The organism is Exiguobacterium qingdaonense (genome assembly GCF_018617855.1).
In the GTDB taxonomy this organism is placed as follows: Bacteria; Bacillota; Bacilli; order Exiguobacteriales; family Exiguobacteriaceae; genus Exiguobacterium; species Exiguobacterium qingdaonense.
Genome location: NZ_JACSKY010000002.1, coordinates 195,495 through 216,955, shown reverse-complemented (window position 1 = coordinate 216,955; position 21,461 = coordinate 195,495). Strand labels below are relative to the sequence as shown.

Below are 21,461 nucleotides of genomic sequence, written 5' to 3'. Positions count from 1 at the left end.
ATTGTAAAGACAAAAAAAGAAGTCACCGAAGTGACTCCTCTCATTGAAGCATTGCATTTACGTCCTCTAAGTCAAAATAAGCTTTCATGATATCATGGGCGACACGTGTGTTGACCCCTTCAGCCTCAAGTCCTGGCATGATGATGGCCCATGCGATTTCAGGATCGTCGTACGGTGCCCAACCGACGTGGTTCGAGTTGAGCGTTTTAATCGGTTCTCCACTTGCGTTTCGTTTCGCCTGACCGTCAGCACCTTCAGCGATTGCTTGGGCCGTCCCGGTTTTACCTGCAGCCGTCATCCCGGTCTGTTGCAAGATCCGAGATGAACCAGACGACGATTCAACCCCTTGACGATAGCCTTCACGAACCCGCTCGATATACTCGTCCTGAATATCGACTTTATTCAACGCATTCGGTTGGAACGTGCTGACGACTTGCTTATTGTTCTCATCGAGCGAACCTGGCTCAATGATTTCTTTTAGCAAGTGCGGTTGCACACGATACCCTCCGTTTGCCAGTGCAGACGTATATTGTGCCAGTTGGATCGGCGTATACGAGATATACTGTCCGATCGACATATCCATAAGGAGCGTGACACGATCAGGAACGCTTCGGAATCCGGTAGACTCAAACGGCAAGTCGATTCCCGTCTCGATTCCGAGACCGAACTGTTTATAGTAGTGTTCCATCGTCTCGAACGCTTGCGTGACATTTTCCCCGACAATTTGACCGGTCGAGTAATAGTCGGCTAGGCGCAACGCGATTTGGAACATATAAATGTTTGATGACATCGCGAGCGCGTCTAGGTCATTGATGTTGCCCATGTTGCGGTACGATGCTTTAACGGAAGACCCGATCCGAATCGGGGCATCATAAATGATTTCCCCAGGTTTGACGACGCCTTCTTCAAATCCATAGGCGACGGTCGCCCCTTTGATGGTCGATCCGATTTGGCTGGCGCGAAGCACCGTACCGGTCGAAACATCTTTAAACTCGTTCGTTTCTAAATCAAGTTCCTGTCCCGAAAGCGCGAGAAGCTCACCCGTTTTTGGATTCATCACGACGACAAACGCTCGATCAAAATGAGGACTCCCAGACCGTCCTGCCCGAATGGCTTTTTTCAGAATCTCATCAACCTCTTTTTGAAACTCAATATCTGTCGATAGGACGATGTCTTTTCCTGGGTTCCCACTCACTCGCGTCGGTTCACCGACCGGTTCCCCTTTATATGTTGTGAATACATCATACGCTGGGGTACCACGAAGAACATCTTCATACTGTTGTTCTAGATAGGACGTACCGACCCGGTCGTTCAACCCATATCCTTTTGCTTGGTAGGATGCTCGTTGTTCAGCCGGGATTTGGCGATAACTACCTAAGAAACTCTTGAACGTCTCATCATACGGATAATCCCGCTGATAGTAAGGTTCAACACTTACACCAGGTAACAGTTCTAAATTTTCTTCAATGACCGCCATCTCTTTTGGGCTAGCCCCGATTTTAATGACTTGCGGGTCGAGTGCATAACCGCTCTCCATATTATGTTTAATGGCGACAATCTCTTCAGTCGCATCATCAAACGTGATCTCTTCTTCTGTAATCGAGTCGAGCAATAGACGGTCCACTTCTTGATTTGATAACGCGGCCCGCTCATCATCTGGCAACTCATCCAATAGTGATTGAAGCCGCTCTTTGGCCATCTCTTCATTCGTCGCAATCCAATAATCTTTTCGGTCACGCTCCGTCATTTTACGGTCTTCTTTCGGGAGATCGATAATTTCTGCTAGTTTTTTTGCAACGTCCAAGCGTTCATCGGCTTTCGTCACCTGTGAGCGACGATACATGACCGAGTAATTCGAGATGGTATCCGCAAGCACTTGACCGTTCCGATCATATATCTTTCCCCGTGGTACTTCATATTTAATTTTACTCGACTCCGTCTTTTGAACTTCTCGAGCAATCAACTCACCATTGACGATTTGAACGACACCTAACCGAAAAATAAGTGTCGCAAATAAAATGAACACGATGAAGAATAGCAAATTCAAACGTAACGGCAAGTGATTTCTCCGTTTTTTTGGCACGTTTACTCGATTTTTAGGCAAGTCTGTTGACTCCTTCCACTTTCAATTCTTTCATTATATAGAGGACAGGGGAAAGCCTGTCATTTTGTCTGTTTTTCACTATATCATAATTTGTTTACAAAATAATGAAAAGCACGAAAAAACCCGAGACTCATCTCGAGTCTCGGGTCGTGACACCTTACTTCGCGTCAGCGTACAGCTTCGCCACATAATCCCAATCGATCACATGGAAGAAGGCGCTAATGTAATCCGGGCGACGGTTTTGGTAGTTCAAGTAATAAGCGTGCTCCCAAACGTCAAGTCCGAGAATCGGCGTTACACCCTCCATGATCGGTGAATCTTGGTTTGGTGTAGACGTCACTTCAAGTTTTCCGTTCTTCACGACGAGCCACGCCCATCCAGAACCGAAACGAGTTGTCGCAGCTTTTGTGAACTCGTCTTTGAACGCATCGAAGCTACCGAACGCCTCATCGATTGCAGTGGCGAGATCGCCAGATGGTGTGCCATTCTCGTTTTTCTTCAAGAGTTTCCAGAAGAATGAATGGTTCCAGTGGCCTCCACCGTTGTTACGGACTGCCGTTTGAATGTCAGCAGGAAGTGAATCGATTTTTTGAAGCAGGTCTTCGAGTGAAGAGTACTCCACATCTTTCCCTTCGAGTGCATTGTTCACGTTCGTCACATACGTGTTGTGATGTTTCGTGTGGTGGATTTCCATCGTGCGTGCATCAATGTGTGGTTCGAGTGCATCGTATGCGTAATCAAGTTGTGGTAATTCAAATTTAGCCATTACTAAAATCCCCCTTAAGATTGTTTTGAACAACGTTCGTCTTAAATGTAACAGATTTGTGAAGGTCGACTCAATTGTAATGCTTTACTCGACATCCTCTTCTGGCAATGCCCACACTGCAATCGACCCTGCCGCCACTTTAAATACCCCAAATCCTTCTTCGTCAATCATAATCTTTTCATCTAGTGTATTCGTCAAATCTACCCACGCTTCTCCGGCACGGTCTTCTCCGACGAACATCTTCTTCTCAGCCTCATCAGAAGTTGAAATCAAAACGGCACACCCAGAACGTTCAACTTCTTCCACTCCTTTTCGTACCCACCCAATGATGTTTGCATCATCAAAGTAGTCATCCTGCTCCCCGTACGCTTTCTCTCGACGGGCATAAAGAAGTGTGTCAATCGCAAGTTTCATCCCGTCTGTCGGATGCGGTCCATCGATTCCGTAATAATCTCCATAAAAGACACATGGGTATCCATCTTTACGTAATAAGACGAGCCCGTATGCAATTTGTTTGAACCAGTCGTCTACCCATGACTCTAGTGCTTCCTCTGGCTGTGAGTCGTGATTGTCCACGAATGTGACTGCATGAAGTGGGTGGGACTGGACAAGGGTGTCATCAAAGATCGTTCGCATATCAAATGAGGCTCCCTCTTGAGACGCACGATGTAGGTTGTAATGAAGTGGCACATCAAACAAATCGACGTGATAGTCGATGTTGTCAAGAAACTCCCGACACGCATCAAGGTCGGATTTCCAAAATTCACCGACAAAATAAAAATGATCTCCTTTCTCTTCTTGCATCGATTGGCTGAACTCTTTTACAAAGTCATAATTGATATGTTTAATCGCATCCAATCGAAAGCCGTCACATTTCGTCTCCTCGATGAACCATTTTCCCCAATTCAATACTTCCTCACGCACATCTGGATGATGGTAATCGATGTTAGCAAACATTAAATAATCATATACACCGAACTCATCATCCACATTGTCATTCCATCGCTTATCTTCCCCAAGGATAAAGAATATGGCGGAACGATCAGTCGCCGCATCGTAATCCGTTCCATTGAAGTGGGTAAAATCCCATTTAAATGAAGAGTATTTTCCTTTCCGTGCGTCAAAATCAAACTTTGTCCATCCCTCAATTTCAAACGGCTCTTCGGACAGTACGTTCGTTCGGTCATTCGGGTCCACCTCCAAAACGTCGAACGTCTCCGTCGCATCTGCCCCGGCTTTATGATTCAAAACCACATCCATATAAATTTGCATCCCGAGTTCTTGTTGGCAGTAGGATGTCGCTTCGAGCAGCTCTTCCTTCGTCCCATATTTCGTAGCGATTGAACCTTTCTGGTCGAACTCGCCTAAATCATATAGGTCATAAACCCCATAGCCGGTATCATCGCCGCTCAATCCTTTCGTCACCGGTGGTAGCCAAAGGGCGGTGATTCCTGCCTTATTCAAATCATCTGCTCTCTCTTTCAGACGCTTCCAATGTTTATGATCTGCTTCGACGTGCCATTCAAAAAACTGCATCATGGTGTGATTTCGTTCCATCTCGTTCGCCTCATTTCATATTTTTCAAAAAATAAAATGCTAACGACTATTTACCCATGATGGAATTATTGAAAACAAAAAAGCGACTTTCACAAAGTGAAGTCGCCATGAAATGGACCCTGTAGGACTTGAACCTACGACCGGACGGTTATGAGCCGTCTGCTCTAACCAGCTGAGCTAAGGGTCCTTATAAATAGCGGCGGAGGGAGTCGAACCCACGACCTCACGGGTATGAACCGTACGCTCTAGCCAGCTGAGCTACACCGCCTCGTTGTTATACAGTAATAATATACTGAATATACTCAAGTGTGTCAAGGATGATCATTGAACTCGTTGAGCCATACGTATGCGTCACGACAAGTCAGTTAGCGTAGGGTATTCCCTCAATTATAATTGTGAAGAATCAACTGGATAAAAAGACGAACCAGGTCCCGTGATGCGACCTGGTTCGTTAACAATGAAAGAACTAAATTTTATACTGTCATTTCGTTTGCATCTTCAAGCGTAATTTCTGTGATATTCATCGCATGATCACCGATTCGCTCAAGGTTCGAGAGCATATCGACGAAGAACATGCCTGCTTGTCCATCACATGCACCAGTGTTTAGACGAACGACGTGGTTTTTACGGAATTGACGCTCTAGCATGTCAAGCTTCGCTTCCATCTCAATGACTTTACGCGCTTCGACCATATCGCCGCTCGCTAACGTTTGAAGTGATTTCTCAAGCGTTTCACGTGTAAGGTCGTACATTTCAGTCAATTCTTTTTGAGCTTCCGGTGAAAGAGACACTTTCGTAGCTGTCTTATAATCAATCAACTCGATGATGTTTTCAACGTGGTCACCGATTCGTTCGATATCGTTGATGGCATGCATGAGCGTCTTGTGCTCTTGAGACTCTTGCTCTGTCAAATCAACTGCAGCCAATTTCACGAGATAATCTGTAATTTTTGCGTTTAATGAGTTCAACGCCTCTTCAATGTGCGCTGATTTCTCTGAGTGTTTCTTGTCACCTGATGTTAAATAGTTACGTGCTTCATCAAGGCCGAGTTTTGCAAAATCACCCATGCGGATGACTTCATATTTCGCCTGCTCCACTGCAATCGATGGTGACTGTTGAATGAAGATTGGATCCAAGTGTTGTGCTTTCGTGTCAACGATTGAATCTTCACCCGGTACCAACTTCGTCACAATCCAAGCAATCGTCCCGATGAACCAAAACTGAATGAATGTGTTGACGATGTTGAACGTTCCGTGTGCGAATGCGATTTGCATCTTATCTTCGATTGACAACAGTTCTGTAACCCAATAAATATAATTCGTGAACGGAATTAACAATAGTAAGAAAATCGTCGTCCCGATCAAGTTGAAGATGACGTGAGCTGCTGCTGCCCGACGTGCGGCGACCGATGCACCGATTGAAGCTAAAATGGCCGTGATTGTCGTACCGATGTTGTCTCCGAACAATACCGGCAAAGCGGCACCCAACTCGATTGAACCTCCTGCATAAAGTTCTTGCAGGATTCCGATTGTTGCGGATGATGATTGGACGATGACTGTAAAGACTGTACCTACAATGACACCGAGGAACGGATTGTCACTCATTGATTGTGTCAAGTCGATGAAATACTCACTTGAACGAAGCGGGCGCATCCCGTCTCCCATCAATTCTAGTCCATAGAACAATGCACCAAGCCCGAAGACGACTTGTCCAAGATGTTGATAACGTTCTTTTTTAAAGAAGAAAAGTAAGACCGCACCGACTGCGATCATCGGGAGTGAATACTCACCGACATCGAACCCGATGATGAATGCCGTTACCGTTGTACCGATGTTCGCCCCCATGATGACTCCGATCGCTTGACGGAGTGTCATGAAACCAGCGCTGACTAGCCCGACTGTGATTACGGTCGTACCTGAAGATGATTGAATCAAAATTGTAACGATAATCCCGGCGAGTACACCGAGGAATGGATTCGTTGTATACTTATCAAGGATGTCTCGCAGACGATTACCTGCAGACTTTTGGAGCCCGTCTCCCATTGATTTGATACCGAATAGGAAGATCCCTAGACCTCCAAAAAACATGAATAACATTTCTTGCAAATTGTATTCCACGATTTTTGTACTCCTTTTAATTAAGAATTGGTTGGATTTGCTTGGTTTTTAATGCCTTACTCATTATGCCTTCATCGGTATGTCCATGTAAACACGTTTTATGTAAAAGTTTTATTAAAGTACTGTACTATTTTTAATTCTTTTATCAATTTTGTACTAGAACAGATTGGGGTTTTCATGATGTTATCCAGCGTTATCACATTTCTTCGAACAAGTCTTTTTCCGACTAAAGGTGTTTTACGTCTGCGGCTCGCCCCACTTCATGCATATATGGGTGCGACGATCGTATTGACGTTGCTTGTCACTGCTTTAGACTTTTTCGTAATACAACCTGATTTCTTCATTCCGATGTGGTTGCTTTTACACGGGTTTGCCATCTTCTTTTTTTATTTACTATTGGTCGCCATTGTTTCGTTATATGTTCAGCTCTTTACAAAACTCTACACAATGAAAATGTGGGCTTATCGTCAAGCATGGCCATACACCGTGTCCATGACATTTGTACCGACTCTCCTATCGATCACCATCTATCACGTGAACGCTTCCCTCTGGATAATCGGATTCATGATCGGGTTCGTTTATGTGACCTATCCTCTTATGCTTATCCCTAAAAAAAATCAACGCCGAACGTCGGTATGACCGTTCGGCGTTGATTTTATTTTGGTGATAAATCACGTAGCGTCCGATTCAATTCCTCGCTTTGGTCTCCTAAGTGCGTTCCAGCTGACTGAAGAGAAAGTTGAGCGACTGACCAGCGATCAACTCCGTCATTCAGTTCAAGTAATTTTCTCTCTAATAAAGAACTGATTTCTCGTAACTGTTCATTTGATTCCATCATGTCCACAAGCTGTCTACCTGTATCCGATGTATGATTTGTAATTGTCTGAAACTCGTCTAACTGAACCTTTATTTCGTGGTCGATTGTCTCGATCCCGTCTTCTACCCGATGAACCGTCTCTTTCAGACGATGAATTTCATTTACGAAATCGTTCACCTCGAACAATAACTCCGTTCGCTCGGAATGTAATGCTTCAATCGCTGAGACAGCAAGAAGGGTTGCTTCATTCGTCATTTTCGCTAAGTTCCCGACTTCGTGGGCCACGACTGCAAAACCTTTTCCGTGTTCACCTGCACGAGCAGCTTCGATCGAGGCGTTTAACGACAACATTTTCGTGGAGGCGGAAACAGATAGAATATGCTTTAGTGCCGTGTCTGCTTTCGTTGAATTTTTCTCACTCTCCATCAACTTCTGTTGAATAGACTCGATTTGACGCTCGACATAGTCACTTACTTCTTTGACTGATGAGAAAGATTGTAGCTCTTCATACAAAATCGATTTCAAACGGTCGCCTCGCTCTTCCACACTTACGATTTGATTCTCGAGCATGTGGATTTGCGTAGTGACCTCTTTCATCTTGGACGCGGACCCTGTCGTAAATGATTGATACGATTGACTCGTCTGTTCGACGGTCGCCGCCACTTCACGGAACTGTGCTACTTGCTGATGACTGTTTACCAGTTCTTGTTTGAAGACAGGCAAGCTGTCATTAAACGCAGTTGCGGTTTTTCCCATCATCGCCATGGATTGATTCCATAGTAGAATGAAGGAATTAAACTCTTTTTCTAACATATGTATTTCCTTCGACCTTGCCTTGAGCGCCACATCGTCGAAACGACGTGATTCGACGGCGCGACGTAACGAATCGGCCAAAATGCTCAGCGGTTTGACTTCACGGTGAATCAAACGTGTAAACAGTAAGGTCATTCCAATCATGGCAATCAGTAAGATATAAACAGTATACTTCCTCAACTCACTCATCGGTCCGAGAACAGATTCTTTCGTGACGACGAGAACGTAATCAGCCTTTAGTTCAGGTATTGGTATCGACGCAATCAATAACTGTTCTGTTTCCTTCATTTGTAACGCTGAGCCGCCAGACACGTCTTCCATCAAACGCTCTACTTTCATACCTTGTTTCCCTGTCAACTGCTCGACTGACTGTTCATTCACAAGGAATTGGGCGGCCTCAATCTCATCCCCCGATAAAATTGAAGCTTGTTGCATGTATGATGATTTTAACGAACGATTGAGTTGTTTCTCGTTTGCAACATAGGCACTGTAAGAGGTTTTGATCGATTCCCTCATTACCGTGACCTCTCTTTTAAGACGTTCTTCAATCTCTGCTACTAACAATTGTTCAGACTTGATTGCGAACCAACCGAATGTGAGTGAAAAGACGAGCAAGATCAGCGGCATGAGTGTCCATTGAAGACGATGCGCCATTTTGTAGTGTTTGCCTTGCTGTTTTTCTTTTTTGTCGTGATTTCGTTTGAAGTTCCACTTCACTATACATCACCTCTTTTTTAATCTCGCCTCTATATCGGTCTTGAGACGGTGGAAAATTATGAAGTAGATGTTAAGATAACGTTATAGTTTGTAAAGAGAACACATCGCCTACGCATCCTAGATGCTTTTTCACATTCTTTTCGTTATGATAATGAAGAAACCGCATCATCTTAAATCGATTGGATTCTTTCCAAAAGAAGGAGATTACGTATATGTCAGAAATTTTGCATCGTTCATTAACTCGTCCGATTCGTGTCGGTAACTTGATTATCGGGGGATCAGATGAAGTCGTTATTCAATCTATGACAACAACTAAAACTCATGACGTTGAGGCGACAGTCGCCGAAATCAAACGTCTTGAGGAGGCTGGTTGCCAAGTCGTTCGCGTGGCATGTCCAGACGAACGTGCAGCTGACGCACTAGCAGAAATCAAGAGCCGCATCAATATCCCGCTCGTTGTCGACATTCACTTCGACTACAAGCTCGCTTTAAAAGCCATTGAGAGTGGTGTCGATAAGATTCGAATCAATCCGGGTAACATCGGGCGTCGTGAAAAGGTAGAGGCCGTCGTCAACGCGGCGAAAGCAAAAGGAATCCCGATTCGAATCGGTGTCAACGCCGGATCACTCGAAAAACAATTCCTTGAAAAGTATGGCTATCCGACCGCACAAGGTATGGTCGAGAGTGCGATGCACCACGTGAAGATTCTCGAGGACCTCGGTTTCTATAACACGATCATCTCCCTCAAAGCTTCAGACGTGAACCTTGCCCTTGAAGCGTACACGCTCGCTGCGAAAACGTTCGACTACCCACTTCATGTCGGAATCACAGAATCGGGTCCACTCTTCTCCGGTTCACTTAAATCCGCGGCCGGACTCGGTGCAATCCTATCGCTTGGGATCGGTTCAACGGTTCGTGTCTCGCTCTCAGACGACCCGGTCGAAGAAGTGAAAGTTGCTAAAGAGGTGCTCAAGTCGTTCGGACTCGCAGCGAATGCTGCGACACTCATTTCTTGCCCGACATGTGGGCGAATCGAAATCGACTTGATTTCGATTGCAAAAGAAGTAGAGGACTATATCCAAAATATTAACGTCAACATTAAAGTCGCTGTTCTCGGTTGTGCGGTAAACGGACCTGGTGAGGCTCGTGAAGCCGACATCGGAATCGCCGGTGCCCGCAATGAAGGTCTTCTCTTCCGTCACGGTAAAATTATCCGGAAGGTCCCGGAAGCGACGATGGTCGAGGAACTGAAAAAAGAAATCGACGCAATCGCTGCCGAAAAAATGGCTGAACGTGAGCGCGAAGAGCAGGAACTCGCAAATCAATCAAATTAATGAGTCTCACTCCCGTACGGTTGCAACCGTACGGGTTTTTGGTAGAATAGAGGGCATGTGAGGAGGAGTGACGAGATGCGAATCGGCATTGATTTGGACGGAACGGTTACAGACCCTAAAAGTTGTTTTCTATATATGAATGAATCACTCGGCTATTCGATTGACTATCATCGTGCGACCGAGTACGAGTTGCACACGTACACGACGATGGAGCAGCATGAATTTTGGAAGTTCATGATTGAAAAGGGACACGAGGAAGCCATTTACCGCCGCTCCCTTCCGCACTCCGATGTATTCGATGTGTTATGGGAGTTGAAACGGCAGCACCACCTTCATTATGTGACCGCCCGAAGCGAAGCGGTTCGACCGGTTACGGAAGAATGGATCAAGCATCACCGCCTTCCCCTTGATTCATTGGTCATGACCGGTTCCCACGATAAAATCAGCGTCGTCAAGGACTTGGCACTCGAGCTGTTCATGGAAGATCGATATGAGAATGCGATTTCGATTCATGAAGAAACATCGATCCCGGTCCTTTTGTTCGATGCCCCTTATAATCGCAAGACACTACCTGAAGGGGTGACCCGTATATCAACATGGCGTGAGGCGCATCATCATGTCGCGCAAATGGAGAACCAAATCGTTCTACAACAACGCTAAAAGGCAATCCCGATGCAAATCGGGGTTGCCTTTTCATATACGTCCGAGTTCTTCAATTACATCGCTGGCGAGTACGCTCGCATGATGTATGTTGTGACCGATTGATTTGGCAGCGAGCGCATGCCATAAGACAGCTTGTTCATTCGGTGATTGTACTCGCTTTCTTCTTGCCCAAAGTGCAAGGATGATCCCGGTCAATACATCGCCACTCCCACCTTTCGCCAAAGCAGAGGCTTCAACCGTATTGACGGCACCCGTTCCATCCGGCTTGACGATGAGTGTATAAGTTCCTTTCAGCACTAAATGGATGCGGTGCTGTTGCGCGAACTCGGAAGCAATTGTGAAACGGTCTGCTTCGATTTCTTCGACCGATTTACCGCTCAATCTAGAGAACTCACCAGGATGCGGCGTGAGTGTGAGCGGTCCCCTCGTCTCAAGACGTCTCAACGAAATTGCTCCGGCGTCTGCAATGACCGGACACGACTGACGACTCACTTGTTGCCAAATCGATTTCATCTCCTCACCGTCCACCATTCCCGGTCCGATGGCAATCGCATCAAACGATTGCTCCAAAACGTCGGTATGGCGAGAATACATGGCTTCAGGTAATGTCGCCATGAGCGGGCTCGCTTCGTGAGGGATGGATACGTGCAACAGTCCGACTCCTGAACGCAGTGCCGCACGGGCCGCTAAAAAAGGTGCACCGAGTAAATGACGACTCCCGCCGATGAGGATGCCATGACCATAATCTGTCTTGTGACTGAATCGGTCCCGCTCTAAAAGGGAGCGGTCAAAGTCAGATTCGGTCAGGACGTTCCAATCTGACGTATGCGGAAGGCCGATGTCTATCCGCTCAACTTTTCCATAGTACGGCGCTGTACGATTCAAAAAGGCCGTACGTTTATATCCATGTAATGAATAGGTCGTTGTGGCCTCGACAGCGAGTCCGTCAAACTCACGAGCATGATCACTCGGCATTCCTGAAGGGACATCTATCGAGATGACGGGACTCACCTGTCGATTCATCCATTCAATCACATCTCTTGCTTTACCTGTCACCGGTCCTGTCAATCCGACTCCAAACAACGCATCGATGATGACGTCCGACTTGATCGGCTGCTCGACGCTTTGAACAAACGACGAAGCATAGGCCGAGTGAGTTGCGGCTGATTCAGACTTGCTTTCCCCGAGCGGCGACCAGACGCTCACTTGATGGCCTTGCATAGCAAGCTCTCTTGCGATGACCCAGCCGTCACCACCATTGTTACCCGTACCACAAACAACTAAGACCGTTGAAGGCGCTATCTTTATATGAGGTACGATTGCCGATGCGGCTCGTTCCATCAATACCGCTCCCGGCATGCCTTGTTGCATAGCTTTTTGATCAATCTGTTTGATTTCTTCAGCTGTATAAATCATCAGATCTCCCCTTTCAATACAAAAAGGATTGAATTCATTCAATCCTTTTACATACAAGACTTACAATATCCATATACCTCAAACTTATGATCGACGACTTCAAACTCAGGATCAATCGTTTTCACGTAACTCATTGGACATAAGTCGAGAAGTCTTGTTTTTCCGCAGCTACGACAAATCAGATGATGATGGTGGTGCGAGGTGCCACATGTGACTCGAAACGCTTTCTCTCCATCGAGTTCTGTCGCTTCGAGCAATCCTTCCTCGGCAAACGACTTGAGGTTACGGTAGACCGTGTCAAAACTCATCGTCGGATGCTTCGCCCGCATGTAATCGAGTACTTCTTTCGCACTAATGTAACGGTCTTCTTCAGAGAGAAAGGCATACATTTCAAGACGTTTCGGGGTGACTTTCAAAGACGACGCCCGAAGACGGTTCAGTTGTTCTGTCTCATTCATGTTATACCTCCTTTTTTCTAAAGCTTATCATTCTTTCAAACGTCATAACAGTTGCTAAAATTCCAACAGCGATCAACACGATCACCCCGCCTGGCGCAACATCAAGTTCATATGCGAAAAGAAGCCCTCCGATCGTTGCGACTTCCCCAAAGATGACGGCCCAAAGAATCGTCTGCTTGAAGCTCGAAGTGAACCGTAACGCGGCAGCGACCGGTAACGTAATCAAGCTCGATACGAGAAGCGTCCCAACAATCCGCATGCTGACAGCAATGACAAGCGACACGATGAACATAAACAAGATGTGGAGCATCGTGCTCGGTAATCCAGATACTTTTGCCTGCTCCTCATCGAATGACAAAAATAACAACTGTTTGTAAAAGATGAGTATGACAATCACGGTGACAAGTGCCACACCGACAATCAACATGATATCGGATTGGCTCACCGCAGAGATCGATCCAAATAACAGTGACGATAAATCGATAGAAAACCCTCTTGAGAGTGATATGAAGATTGCACTAAGCCCCATTCCCGCAGACATCATGATCGGGATGGACAACTCTTGGAAGTGAATATATTTCCCGCGTAACCAATTGAGGCTGAGCGCAGCGAGCACTGAAATAAACGTACCCATATAAAGCGGGTTTAAATCAGCGAACAAGGCAACGTATTGCCCAAGAAATAAACTGAATGATATACCGGCAAGCGTTACGTGTGACAGGGCGTCGGCAATCAAGCTCATTCGTCTCACAACAACAAATGAACCGATTAAAGGAGCGGTGAATCCGATGACGATTGCTGCAATAAACGCATAACGTAAAAAACTATAGTTCCATAAATCAACAATCATGTCGTCTCCTCATGAATGAGCACCTTCACCGGGTAAGGTCTGATGGACGGAGCGAGTTGGTCAATTTCGCTATATTCTTTTAACCCGCAATCACAGGCTAGACTACCACGGTCGAGATGAATCACTTTCGTGACGAGGTTCGTCACAACGTTTAAATCATGCGTGACAAGAATGAATGTGCACGACGTTTGCTCTCTCAGTAAATGTAACACGTCATAAAAATCTTTAAGGTGCTTTTGGTCAACCCCTACAGTCGGTTCATCCAAAATCAATAAGTCGGGTTGATTGACCATCGCCCTTGCAATGAAGACACGTTGTTGCTGACCACCGGATAGATCACCAATTTTCCGATGTCGGAAGTCCCACATATTCACCGTTTCGAGTGCTCGTCTAATCGCAGACCGATCTTCAGTTTTCAATCGTTTGAACAAACCGAGACGTCCATACCTTCCCATCGCCACTACTTCTTCTACTGTGACGGGAAAGCCCGAGTTAAATGACGCTGCTTTTTGGGAAACGTAACTGATACGAGACTTATCTTTAAACTGTGAGATCGGTTTCCCGAACAGCTCGACTGTCCCATGCTTCGGTTTTAATAACCCAAGAATGAGACGGGTCATGGTTGATTTTCCCGAACCGTTATCGCCAACGATCGCAACAAACTCACCTCGTCGAATATCAATCGATACGTCTGTTAACGCTGCTGTCCCATCATATGAATAAGATACATCATTTAGTTTCACGACGGATGACATCATGTATTATCCCTTCTCTCATTTAATAAATCGTAATCATTTCTACTTTCTAGGCGTCTGTATTATACAGAATAACTAGTATACCTTCAAGTGAGACCTTTTTCATCGAATCAAATATTAAAAATCACGTAAATCATATGTTCGTTCAAAACTTTGTCGATTACACTAGAATTATGAAAGGGATGGTATTATGACAAAGAAACTTGCGGTTATTGATATCGGGTCGAACTCGATTCGAAATGTCATCTTTGAAGTGAATGGACAGGGACAATATTTTGAACGTTTAAATGTGAAGGAAGTCGCTCGCTTGTCCAGTCATATTAGTGATTCGAACGAAATGACCGAGGAAGGGATTGCTTCACTTATCGAGACGTTACGTCACTTCAAAGAGTTGAATGACCATCATGCCGTTACGGATGTTCTTCCCGTTGCGACGGCAGCCATTCGTAATGCGAACAATTCAGAGGAGATTTTGAAGAACGTCAAGCAGTCGACAGGAATGACCATCCGATTGTTAAGCGATTACGAGGAAGCATTTTATGGATACTCCGCCATCGTCAATTCCACATATATCGAAGATGGATATTCGGTCGATATTGGTGGTGGGTCAATGGAGGTCACATACTTTCAAAATCGAGAACTTGTCTTCTATCACAGTTTTCCATTCGGTGCCGTGACGTTGACGAAGGAGTTCATGAAAGATGAAACGATGACGAAAGACGAAAGGAAGGCTTTGATCTCTTACTTAAAGAAGGCGTTCAAAGAAATTGAATGGCTAGAGCCACATGGTGTCCCCCTTGTCGGTGTCGGTGGGACGGCCCGTAACTTAGTGCGCGTCGAGCAGACCATGTCGAGCTTCCCGCTCGAGGGAATCCATCAATACACGATCTCTGCCGAGCAATTAGAGGAGGTCGTCGATGAGCTCGTCGGTATGTCGTCTAAACAACTCGGTCGCCTGGACGGCCTCTCAAAAGACCGTGTCGACATCATCGCACCGGCCGTCACGGCAATCGGGGAACTCGCCAAATATTTAAAAGTTCCTGAGTTCACGATGAGTAACAACGGACTTCGAGAAGGATTGTTCTATGAGAATTATTTGCATGAGCACGATAAAATTCGCTTTGCCGATGTCAAAGAAGAAAGTTTTCGGCATTTTGAAAAACAATATGACGTCAATCCAGTCCGACACCAACACTTGATTCGGCTTGCCCGTCAACTATATACCGGGCTGATCGAAGAGAAGGCAATCAAACCAAGACCGTTCGAACCCGGTCTCCTCGAAGGGGCTTGCCGCCTCGCCTACGTAGGTGAATATATTGACCATAACAATAAAAGTGACCACACTTTTCATTTAATCACCACCAATGACTTCAAGGGATTAAACAATGAAGACCGACTCGCCCTTGCACTCGTCACATCATTCAAGTCAAAACGCGTGTTAGAACAACATATCGAGGCTTTTCCAAAGTGGTTTGACCAAAAACTGTTGAGAAGTCTTGAATTGCTCGGTTCCATCGTCAAACTCGTTGACGCCCTCGATTTGACAGAGCGCCAAATCGTTACAGATGTTCACGTGTCTCGTTCGAAAGATGGACTTACAATCTCACTCGATACGAATGGACCTGCTCGTTTTGAGTTACAGCGAAGCACACGACATAAAAAACATTTGGAGCGTGCGATCGATCAATCGATTGACATCATCTTCAGCAAGGAGGAATAACGATGACCGATTATTTATATGAGCACTTTAATAATCGTGAACTAAGTTGGCTCGATTTCAATGAACGCGTTCTTCAAGAAGCTATGGATGACCGGACCCCATTGATGGAACGATTGAAGTTTTTGGCGATTTTCAGTTCGAACCTTGATGAGTTTTATATGGTGCGTGTCGGTGGGTTGAAAGATGAAGTGCTCGCCGGATTCAACCGTCCAGAGGACAAGACCGGACTCACACCGAAACAACAAATTAAAGCCATTTCAATGCGGGCTCAAGAACTCGTCGAGATCCAATATGCAACATATAAAAAAATCACGAAACAACTGTCGAATCAAAACGTTCGTTTTTTACGAACGAAGCATTTAAATCACACGCAACTAGATTTCGTGAAAGAGTATTTCCGGACACATGTATTTCCGGTTCTAACTCCGATAGCGGTCGATGCATATCGTCCGTTTCCCATGCTCTTATCAAAGTCATTGAATATCGCAGTTGAAATTGCTTCAAATGGCGAAGGTAAAAAACGACTCGCCCTCGTCCAAGTACCATCCGTCCTCCCCCGTTATCTTGAACTGCCTACGGATGAAGAGGAACATACGGATTTAATCTTGCTCGAGGACTTGATTATCCAGTTCATCGATTCGCTCTTTAAAGGGTTTGTCGTCGAATCGACGATGCCGTTCCGAATCACTCGTAACGCGGATATGCCTTTCCACGAGGAGGACAGTCGCGACGTTTTGAAACAAATCGAGAAAGAACTAAAAAAACGACGTTATGGGGTGGGCATCCGCCTCGAAGTGCAACAACGCTCATTACGAAAAGAGCTGTTGTTCATGCTCCAAGATGTCCTCGATTTGCAAGACCGTGACATTTTCATCGTCGATGGTCCGATTGACCTGACATTCTTATTTGGAATATATAGTCAGATTGGCATAGAGTATGACGACATGATCAATGAGACGTTGATTCCATTCATTCCGGAGGGACTCGAGTCCGGTAAAGATTTATTCCAAAGTATCGCCAAACAGGATTACTTGCTCCATCACCCGTACCACTCGTTCGACCCAGTTGTCCGATTCATCGCACAAGCCGCCAAGGACCCGAATGTACTTGCCATTAAACAGACACTCTATCGCGTCTCAGGGGACTCCCCTATTATCAAGGCATTGACCGATGCGGCCGAGAGCGGTAAACAAGTGACCGTGCTCGTTGAACTGAAAGCACGCTTTGATGAAGAAAAAAATATTCAATGGGCGAAGCAACTTGAAAAAGCTGGTGCTCACGTGATTTATGGTTATAAAGAACTCAAAACTCATTCAAAGATCACGCTCGTCGTTCGAATATTAGAGGGTGGCGTGCTCCAACGTTTCGTTCATCTAGGGACCGGAAACTATAATGATACGACCGCCAAACTGTATACGGATATCGGGCTTCTCACTACGAACGAGGAACTCGCAGAAGATGCGACAAACTTTTTTAACTGGTTATCAGGATACGGAGAGAGACCTTCTTGGCATCAGTTCGAGACGTCCCCTGACGATATGAAACATTTCTTCATTCAAAAAATCGAAGATGAGATTAAATTGCATGAAAAGTATGGAAATGGTCGGATTGTCGCAAAAATGAACTCGATTACAGATCGGGCCATCATCACGAAATTGTATGATGCCTCCTCGGCCGGGGTGAAGATTGACTTGATTGTACGAGGCATCTGTTGTTTGAGACCAGGAATCAAAGGAGTATCCGAGAACATTCAAGTCGTCTCGATCATCGACCGCTATCTCGAACATTCGAGAATCTTCTATTTTTATCAAAATGGGAATGAAGACTTGTATTGTTCTTCAGCAGACTGGATGACGAGGAATATGAAGAAACGAATCGAGATCCTCTTCCCCATCCTCGATCCATCGCATAAGACATATATCAAAGATATGATGGCGCTTCAACTGGTTGATAACGTCAAGGCGAGAAGACAACGTTCCGACGGTCGGTATACGTATGTGAAACGCGGAAACAAAGAAGACGAAATCCAGTCTCAAATCATCATTCATCAATACACGGGAGGGCGATGGAACAATATTCCGAGCGTATTCGAGCGGGAGCCTTCAAATTGGGCAGAACGTGAAGTGCTTCGTCTTCGAGCAGAGAATGAGAAAATGACAGATGACTGATGTTAGACTTCTCAAATGCACAAAGTCATTGTATAATGAATTCGGTCAACTCTTTATAAAACGCTTTCATGATTAAGAGACGGAGGAATTATACATGCAGGAAATTTTATTATCATTACTTGCCGGTTTGATTTGTGGTGCGATTTTTACAGCGCTCAAATTACCGCTCCCGGCCCCACCAGTACTTCCAGGGGTTGTCGGTATTTTCGGGGTCTTCCTCGGAATGAAAGTTTACCAGTTCGCCGTGGCGAACTGGCCATTCTAAAAAACGATGCCCTCTTCTCGGGCATCGTTTTTTAGTCTAGTACATGAAGCGCCTTATGACAGGTAGGGCAAACCCAAATTCCTCGGCCGTCCTGCAAATGATACTCCATCAGTTTCAATGCATCGTTCCCGTAACGCTCGAAAAGGTCGATGTCACAAACAGAGCATGTTGTCACCGGAGCATATAAGACATGTTTCTCCTGAAACAAATGCGCTTCATATGTCTCTTTCGTCCATTTCGACGATGGTACGTGATAGCCGTCCCTCCACTTTTTTTGAATCGACTCGTACGATTCACCTTCCTCATACATCCCACTTTTTAAAAGAGGATGATGGAAGTGAAGTTGGAGTAAATCGACCAGGCTATACGTGGTCTCTCCTTCTTCCTCTTCTCCGAGCCAATATGGATCGTCAGGTCGCTCAATCTTTTCCTCTAACAACACTTCTGCCTCCGCCACAATCCCATGCCCGAGCACTTCGATGAATACGGTCGGTGTCGTCACCGCCCCTTTCACATAAAGTGGACTCTGTTCAAGGAAGTAGGTCGGGAACGCGTTCCAGACATCGTAGAGCTTTGGGTCAATCTGAAGGATTGCCATCGTTTACTGATGAGACAGCGTGAAGCGTTCACGCCACTCCGAATCAAATTGATTAGCGCGGAACATCTCAATTTCTTGCTTGTATGGTGCCACTTTTGTTTTTTCGCTGATTGGGATATACGGTGTCTCTAATATTTTTGGAAGATGTGCAAATGCTTCGTGGTGAATGATTCGATTTAACGTATCGAAACCAATCTCTCCGTAGCCAATGTTTTCATGACGGTCCTTTTTCGCCCCACGTACATTCTTCGAGTCGTTCACGTGAATGACACCGAGACGGTCGAGTCCGACGATGCGATCGAATTGTTCGATGACACCATCTAAATCACCGACTAAATCGTACCCGGCGTCGTGAACGTGACACGTATCAAAACAGACAGACAAACGCTCATTGTGCGTCACCCCGTCAATGATGGTCGCCAGTTCTTCAAACGTCTTACCGAGTTCGCTTCCTTTCCCAGCCATCGTCTCAAGTGCAATCTTGACTTGTTCATTGCCCGTCAATACTTCATTGAGTCCTTCGATGATTCGAGCGAGACCAACCTCTTCTCCCGCACCGACATGAGCGCCTGGGTGAAGGACGACATGGCGTGCCACTTGGAGCGCTTCTGCCCGTTCAAGTTCCTGCGTCAAAAAGGAAACGGCGAGTTCAAACGTCTCCGGCTTCGTCGTGTTTCCGAGGTTAATAATATACGGGGCATGAACGACAATCTCCTCGATATCGTGTGCAGCCATATGCTGGAGTGCCGCCTCAATATTCAAATCTTCAATTGGCTTACGTCGTGTATTTTGGGGTGCACCGGTATATACCATCATCGTATTCGCTCCGTATGAAACGGCTTCTTCACTACCCGCTAATAACATTTTTTTACCTGATACCGAAACGTGTGAACCTATTTTTAACATCATCATCTTCCCTTCATATGCTTCTTTCTTTAGTTTACACAAAAAGAAGAACCGACTCCAAGAAGTCGATTCTTTCAGATTTAACGTTTGTTCTTCTTACGTGCGGCCCGGCGATCCGAGCGCTGTTGTTGCATATGCTCACGTGAAGCAGTCTCTTTCAACTTATACTTGAACTTCTTCTTATAGCCAGGCTTCACTTTTTTCTTAGCCTTTTTAATCTCACCGGCCATACGGCTATGTGCCGTATGCGAGACCTTCATTTTGCGGTCTGTTTGGCGACGGCGACGAGTCTTGATCGGTTGGATCGAACCGTTTCTAAGGTCAACGTGTGTAAATTCGAACCCACGCTCTTCGAGACGATTGATCGGTCCGTTTTCATGGTCCTCGTATAGCGTATATGCCTCACCTGAAGCGCCCGCACGACCGGTACGACCGACACGGTGCGTATAGAAATCAAGATCTTTCGGGATGCCGTGATTGATGACGTGAGATACGCCGGAAATATCGATTCCACGAGCTGCCAAATCCGTAGCGATCACGTATTGATATTTCGCTCCGTTAATATCTTTGATGGCTTGCTTGCGACGACGTGCCTGCATATCACCATGTAGTGTGCCGACATTTAACCCCGCCTCACGGAACGACGCCTCTAGTTCATCTGCCTCTTGTTTCGTGTTCGTGAACACGAGACAAACGAACGGATTGATCGCCTTCGCAACCTCGACAGTCAGTTCCTTCCGGTCACGGTGACGCACCGGGATGACATGGTGTTTGATTTTAGGTGCGACGCGATGCTCAGGACTCGCTTCTGCAAAGCGTGGATCGTGAAGATACTTCTTCAGGAACGGCTCAAGGTTCTCTGGAATCGTAGCCGAGAAGACCATCGTCTGCAGTTTTTCAGGAAGCGACTGCGCAATGCGGTCGACTTCTGGCAAGAATCCCATATCGAGCATTTGATCGGCTTCATCGACGACAAAGTGTGTCACTTTGTGTGGGAACAATGCCTGTGCCTTCATCAAATCAAGGATACGTCCTGGTGTCCCGATGATGAGTTGTGGTGGGTTTTTCATCTTATCGATTTGACGTTCGCGGTCTGTCCCACCGACAATCAGACTAGATTTGATGTAATCCGGGTTTTTCACTAGAATCGATTTCAATTCCTCGTGAATTTGCCAAGCGAGCTCGCGTGTCGGTGCGACAACGATTGCCTGGACCGAAGCTTCTTCTGGATTGATCGCTTCGACGATCGGTAACAAGAACGCAAGCGTTTTACCCGTTCCTGTCTGTGATTTTCCAATAATATCTCGACCATTCAAGGCAGCCGGAATAATCCGGGCTTGTATATCGGTCGGTTTCGTAATGCGTTTTTCTGTTAACGCATCAACCATAAACGGTAGCAATTTGAACTGTTGGAAGCTGTTCAATCGATACACCTCC

At 45.8% G+C, this 21,461-nt stretch carries 17 protein-coding genes and 2 tRNA genes; 5 read left to right on the top strand and 14 right to left on the bottom strand.

Going from position 1 to position 21,461, the window contains the following annotated elements; genetic code table 11:
• Positions 1–40 precede the first annotated feature (40 nt).
• From KNP00_RS04430 to KNP00_RS04400, 7 genes are all read right to left on the bottom strand, one after another.
• Positions 41–2,104 (bottom strand): peptidoglycan D,D-transpeptidase FtsI family protein, encoded by a 2,064-nt coding sequence (locus KNP00_RS04430; RefSeq protein WP_215142612.1) that lies wholly within the window; start codon positions 2,102–2,104, stop codon positions 41–43.
• A gap of 157 nt (positions 2,105–2,261) precedes the next feature.
• Complete coding sequence (locus KNP00_RS04425) at positions 2,262–2,870, bottom strand: superoxide dismutase (protein ID WP_215142611.1); 609 nt, start codon at positions 2,868–2,870, stop codon at positions 2,262–2,264.
• Between the two features lie 84 nt (positions 2,871–2,954).
• Entirely contained in the window at positions 2,955–4,427 is a 1,473-nt protein-coding gene (locus KNP00_RS04420; protein WP_215142609.1) for an alpha-amylase, read from the bottom strand.
• Between the two features lie 113 nt (positions 4,428–4,540).
• Positions 4,541–4,614 (bottom strand) — tRNA-Ile (locus tag KNP00_RS04415).
• 7 nt (positions 4,615–4,621) lie between these two features.
• Positions 4,622–4,695 (bottom strand) — tRNA-Met (locus KNP00_RS04410).
• A gap of 205 nt (positions 4,696–4,900) precedes the next feature.
• Complete coding sequence (locus KNP00_RS04405) at positions 4,901–6,544, bottom strand: Na/Pi cotransporter family protein (protein ID WP_215142607.1); 1,644 nt, start codon at positions 6,542–6,544, stop codon at positions 4,901–4,903.
• Between the two features lie 655 nt (positions 6,545–7,199).
• Entirely contained in the window at positions 7,200–8,891 is a 1,692-nt protein-coding gene (locus KNP00_RS04400) for a methyl-accepting chemotaxis protein (protein WP_215142605.1), read from the bottom strand.
• Between the two features lie 212 nt (positions 8,892–9,103).
• On the opposite strand from KNP00_RS04400, the gene ispG reads away from it, so the two are divergent.
• Positions 9,104–10,225: a flavodoxin-dependent (E)-4-hydroxy-3-methylbut-2-enyl-diphosphate synthase gene (gene ispG / locus KNP00_RS04395; protein ID WP_215142603.1), complete on the top strand. Its 1,122-nt coding sequence runs from the start codon at positions 9,104–9,106 to the stop codon at positions 10,223–10,225.
• A gap of 75 nt (positions 10,226–10,300) precedes the next feature.
• Positions 10,301–10,885 carry a hypothetical protein gene (locus tag KNP00_RS04390; protein WP_215142600.1) on the top strand — a complete coding sequence of 195 codons (585 nt, stop codon included), beginning with the start codon at positions 10,301–10,303 and terminating at the stop codon, positions 10,883–10,885.
• Positions 10,886–10,918: 33 nt separating this feature from the next.
• Here KNP00_RS04390 and KNP00_RS04385 read toward each other — a convergent pair whose 3' ends face one another.
• The 4 genes from KNP00_RS04385 to KNP00_RS04370 are packed head-to-tail and all read right to left on the bottom strand — an operon-like array spanning position 10,919 to position 14,370.
• Entirely contained in the window at positions 10,919–12,304 is a 1,386-nt protein-coding gene (locus KNP00_RS04385; protein ID WP_215142598.1) for an NAD(P)H-hydrate dehydratase, read from the bottom strand.
• Between the two features lie 47 nt (positions 12,305–12,351).
• On the bottom strand, positions 12,352–12,762 hold the full coding sequence (locus KNP00_RS04380; RefSeq protein ID WP_215142595.1) for a Fur family transcriptional regulator: 411 nt from the start codon (positions 12,760–12,762) through the stop codon (positions 12,352–12,354).
• A gap of 1 nt (position 12,763) precedes the next feature.
• Positions 12,764–13,612 (bottom strand): metal ABC transporter permease, encoded by an 849-nt coding sequence (locus KNP00_RS04375; protein WP_215142594.1) that lies wholly within the window; start codon positions 13,610–13,612, stop codon positions 12,764–12,766.
• A complete protein-coding gene (locus tag KNP00_RS04370) occupies positions 13,609–14,370 on the bottom strand; it encodes a metal ABC transporter ATP-binding protein (RefSeq protein ID WP_215142592.1) in 762 nt (253 codons plus the stop codon). Before KNP00_RS04370 ends, KNP00_RS04375 begins: the two co-directional genes overlap by 4 nt.
• A gap of 187 nt (positions 14,371–14,557) precedes the next feature.
• Between KNP00_RS04370 and KNP00_RS04365 the strand changes: the two genes are divergently transcribed.
• The 3 genes from KNP00_RS04365 (at position 14,558) to KNP00_RS04355 (ending at position 18,520) form a co-directional block, all read left to right on the top strand.
• Positions 14,558–16,087, top strand: coding sequence for a Ppx/GppA family phosphatase (locus KNP00_RS04365; RefSeq protein ID WP_215142591.1), 1,530 nt, complete (start codon positions 14,558–14,560; stop codon positions 16,085–16,087).
• A 2-nt stretch (positions 16,088–16,089) separates the two neighbouring features.
• Complete coding sequence (locus KNP00_RS04360) at positions 16,090–18,255, top strand: RNA degradosome polyphosphate kinase (RefSeq protein ID WP_215142590.1); 2,166 nt, start codon at positions 16,090–16,092, stop codon at positions 18,253–18,255.
• A 94-nt stretch (positions 18,256–18,349) separates the two neighbouring features.
• Positions 18,350–18,520 (top strand): DUF1427 family protein, encoded by a 171-nt coding sequence (locus KNP00_RS04355; protein ID WP_012726630.1) that lies wholly within the window; start codon positions 18,350–18,352, stop codon positions 18,518–18,520.
• 31 nt (positions 18,521–18,551) lie between these two features.
• Here the strand turns inward: KNP00_RS04355 and KNP00_RS04350 are convergent, their stop codons facing one another.
• From KNP00_RS04350 to KNP00_RS04340, 3 genes are all read right to left on the bottom strand, one after another.
• The gene (locus KNP00_RS04350; protein ID WP_215142589.1) at positions 18,552–19,118 is read right to left on the bottom strand and encodes a hypothetical protein; all 567 of its coding nucleotides are present in this window, start codon (positions 19,116–19,118) and stop codon (positions 18,552–18,554) included.
• 3 nt (positions 19,119–19,121) lie between these two features.
• Entirely contained in the window at positions 19,122–20,024 is a 903-nt protein-coding gene (locus tag KNP00_RS04345; protein ID WP_215142788.1) for a deoxyribonuclease IV, read from the bottom strand.
• 80 nt (positions 20,025–20,104) lie between these two features.
• The gene (locus KNP00_RS04340) at positions 20,105–21,448 is read right to left on the bottom strand and encodes a DEAD/DEAH box helicase (RefSeq protein ID WP_215142588.1); all 1,344 of its coding nucleotides are present in this window, start codon (positions 21,446–21,448) and stop codon (positions 20,105–20,107) included.
• Between the last annotated feature and the right edge of the window lie 13 nt (positions 21,449–21,461).

What these genes read in the sequence shown, in the direction of transcription:
- KNP00_RS04385 (WP_215142598.1), bottom strand. Translation starts at nt 12,304, where the DNA reads ATGATTTATACAGCTGAAGAAATCAAACAGATTGATCAAAAAGCTATG.
- KNP00_RS04365 (WP_215142591.1), top strand. Translation starts at nt 14,558, where the DNA reads ATGACAAAGAAACTTGCGGTTATTGATATCGGGTCGAACTCGATTCGA.
- KNP00_RS04355 (WP_012726630.1), top strand. Translation starts at nt 18,350, where the DNA reads ATGCAGGAAATTTTATTATCATTACTTGCCGGTTTGATTTGTGGTGCG.
- KNP00_RS04425 (WP_215142611.1), bottom strand. Translation starts at nt 2,870, where the DNA reads ATGGCTAAATTTGAATTACCACAACTTGATTACGCATACGATGCACTC.
- KNP00_RS04420 (WP_215142609.1), bottom strand. Translation starts at nt 4,427, where the DNA reads ATGGAACGAAATCACACCATGATGCAGTTTTTTGAATGGCACGTCGAA.
- ispG (WP_215142603.1), top strand. Translation starts at nt 9,104, where the DNA reads ATGTCAGAAATTTTGCATCGTTCATTAACTCGTCCGATTCGTGTCGGT.
- KNP00_RS04370 (WP_215142592.1), bottom strand. Translation starts at nt 14,370, where the DNA reads ATGATGTCATCCGTCGTGAAACTAAATGATGTATCTTATTCATATGAT.
- KNP00_RS04390 (WP_215142600.1), top strand. Translation starts at nt 10,301, where the DNA reads ATGCGAATCGGCATTGATTTGGACGGAACGGTTACAGACCCTAAAAGT.
- KNP00_RS04360 (WP_215142590.1), top strand. Translation starts at nt 16,090, where the DNA reads ATGACCGATTATTTATATGAGCACTTTAATAATCGTGAACTAAGTTGG.
- KNP00_RS04380 (WP_215142595.1), bottom strand. Translation starts at nt 12,762, where the DNA reads ATGAATGAGACAGAACAACTGAACCGTCTTCGGGCGTCGTCTTTGAAA.
- KNP00_RS04350 (WP_215142589.1), bottom strand. Translation starts at nt 19,118, where the DNA reads ATGGCAATCCTTCAGATTGACCCAAAGCTCTACGATGTCTGGAACGCG.
- KNP00_RS04345 (WP_215142788.1), bottom strand. Translation starts at nt 20,024, where the DNA reads ATGTTAAAAATAGGTTCACACGTTTCGGTATCAGGTAAAAAAATGTTA.
- KNP00_RS04375 (WP_215142594.1), bottom strand. Translation starts at nt 13,612, where the DNA reads ATGATTGTTGATTTATGGAACTATAGTTTTTTACGTTATGCGTTTATT.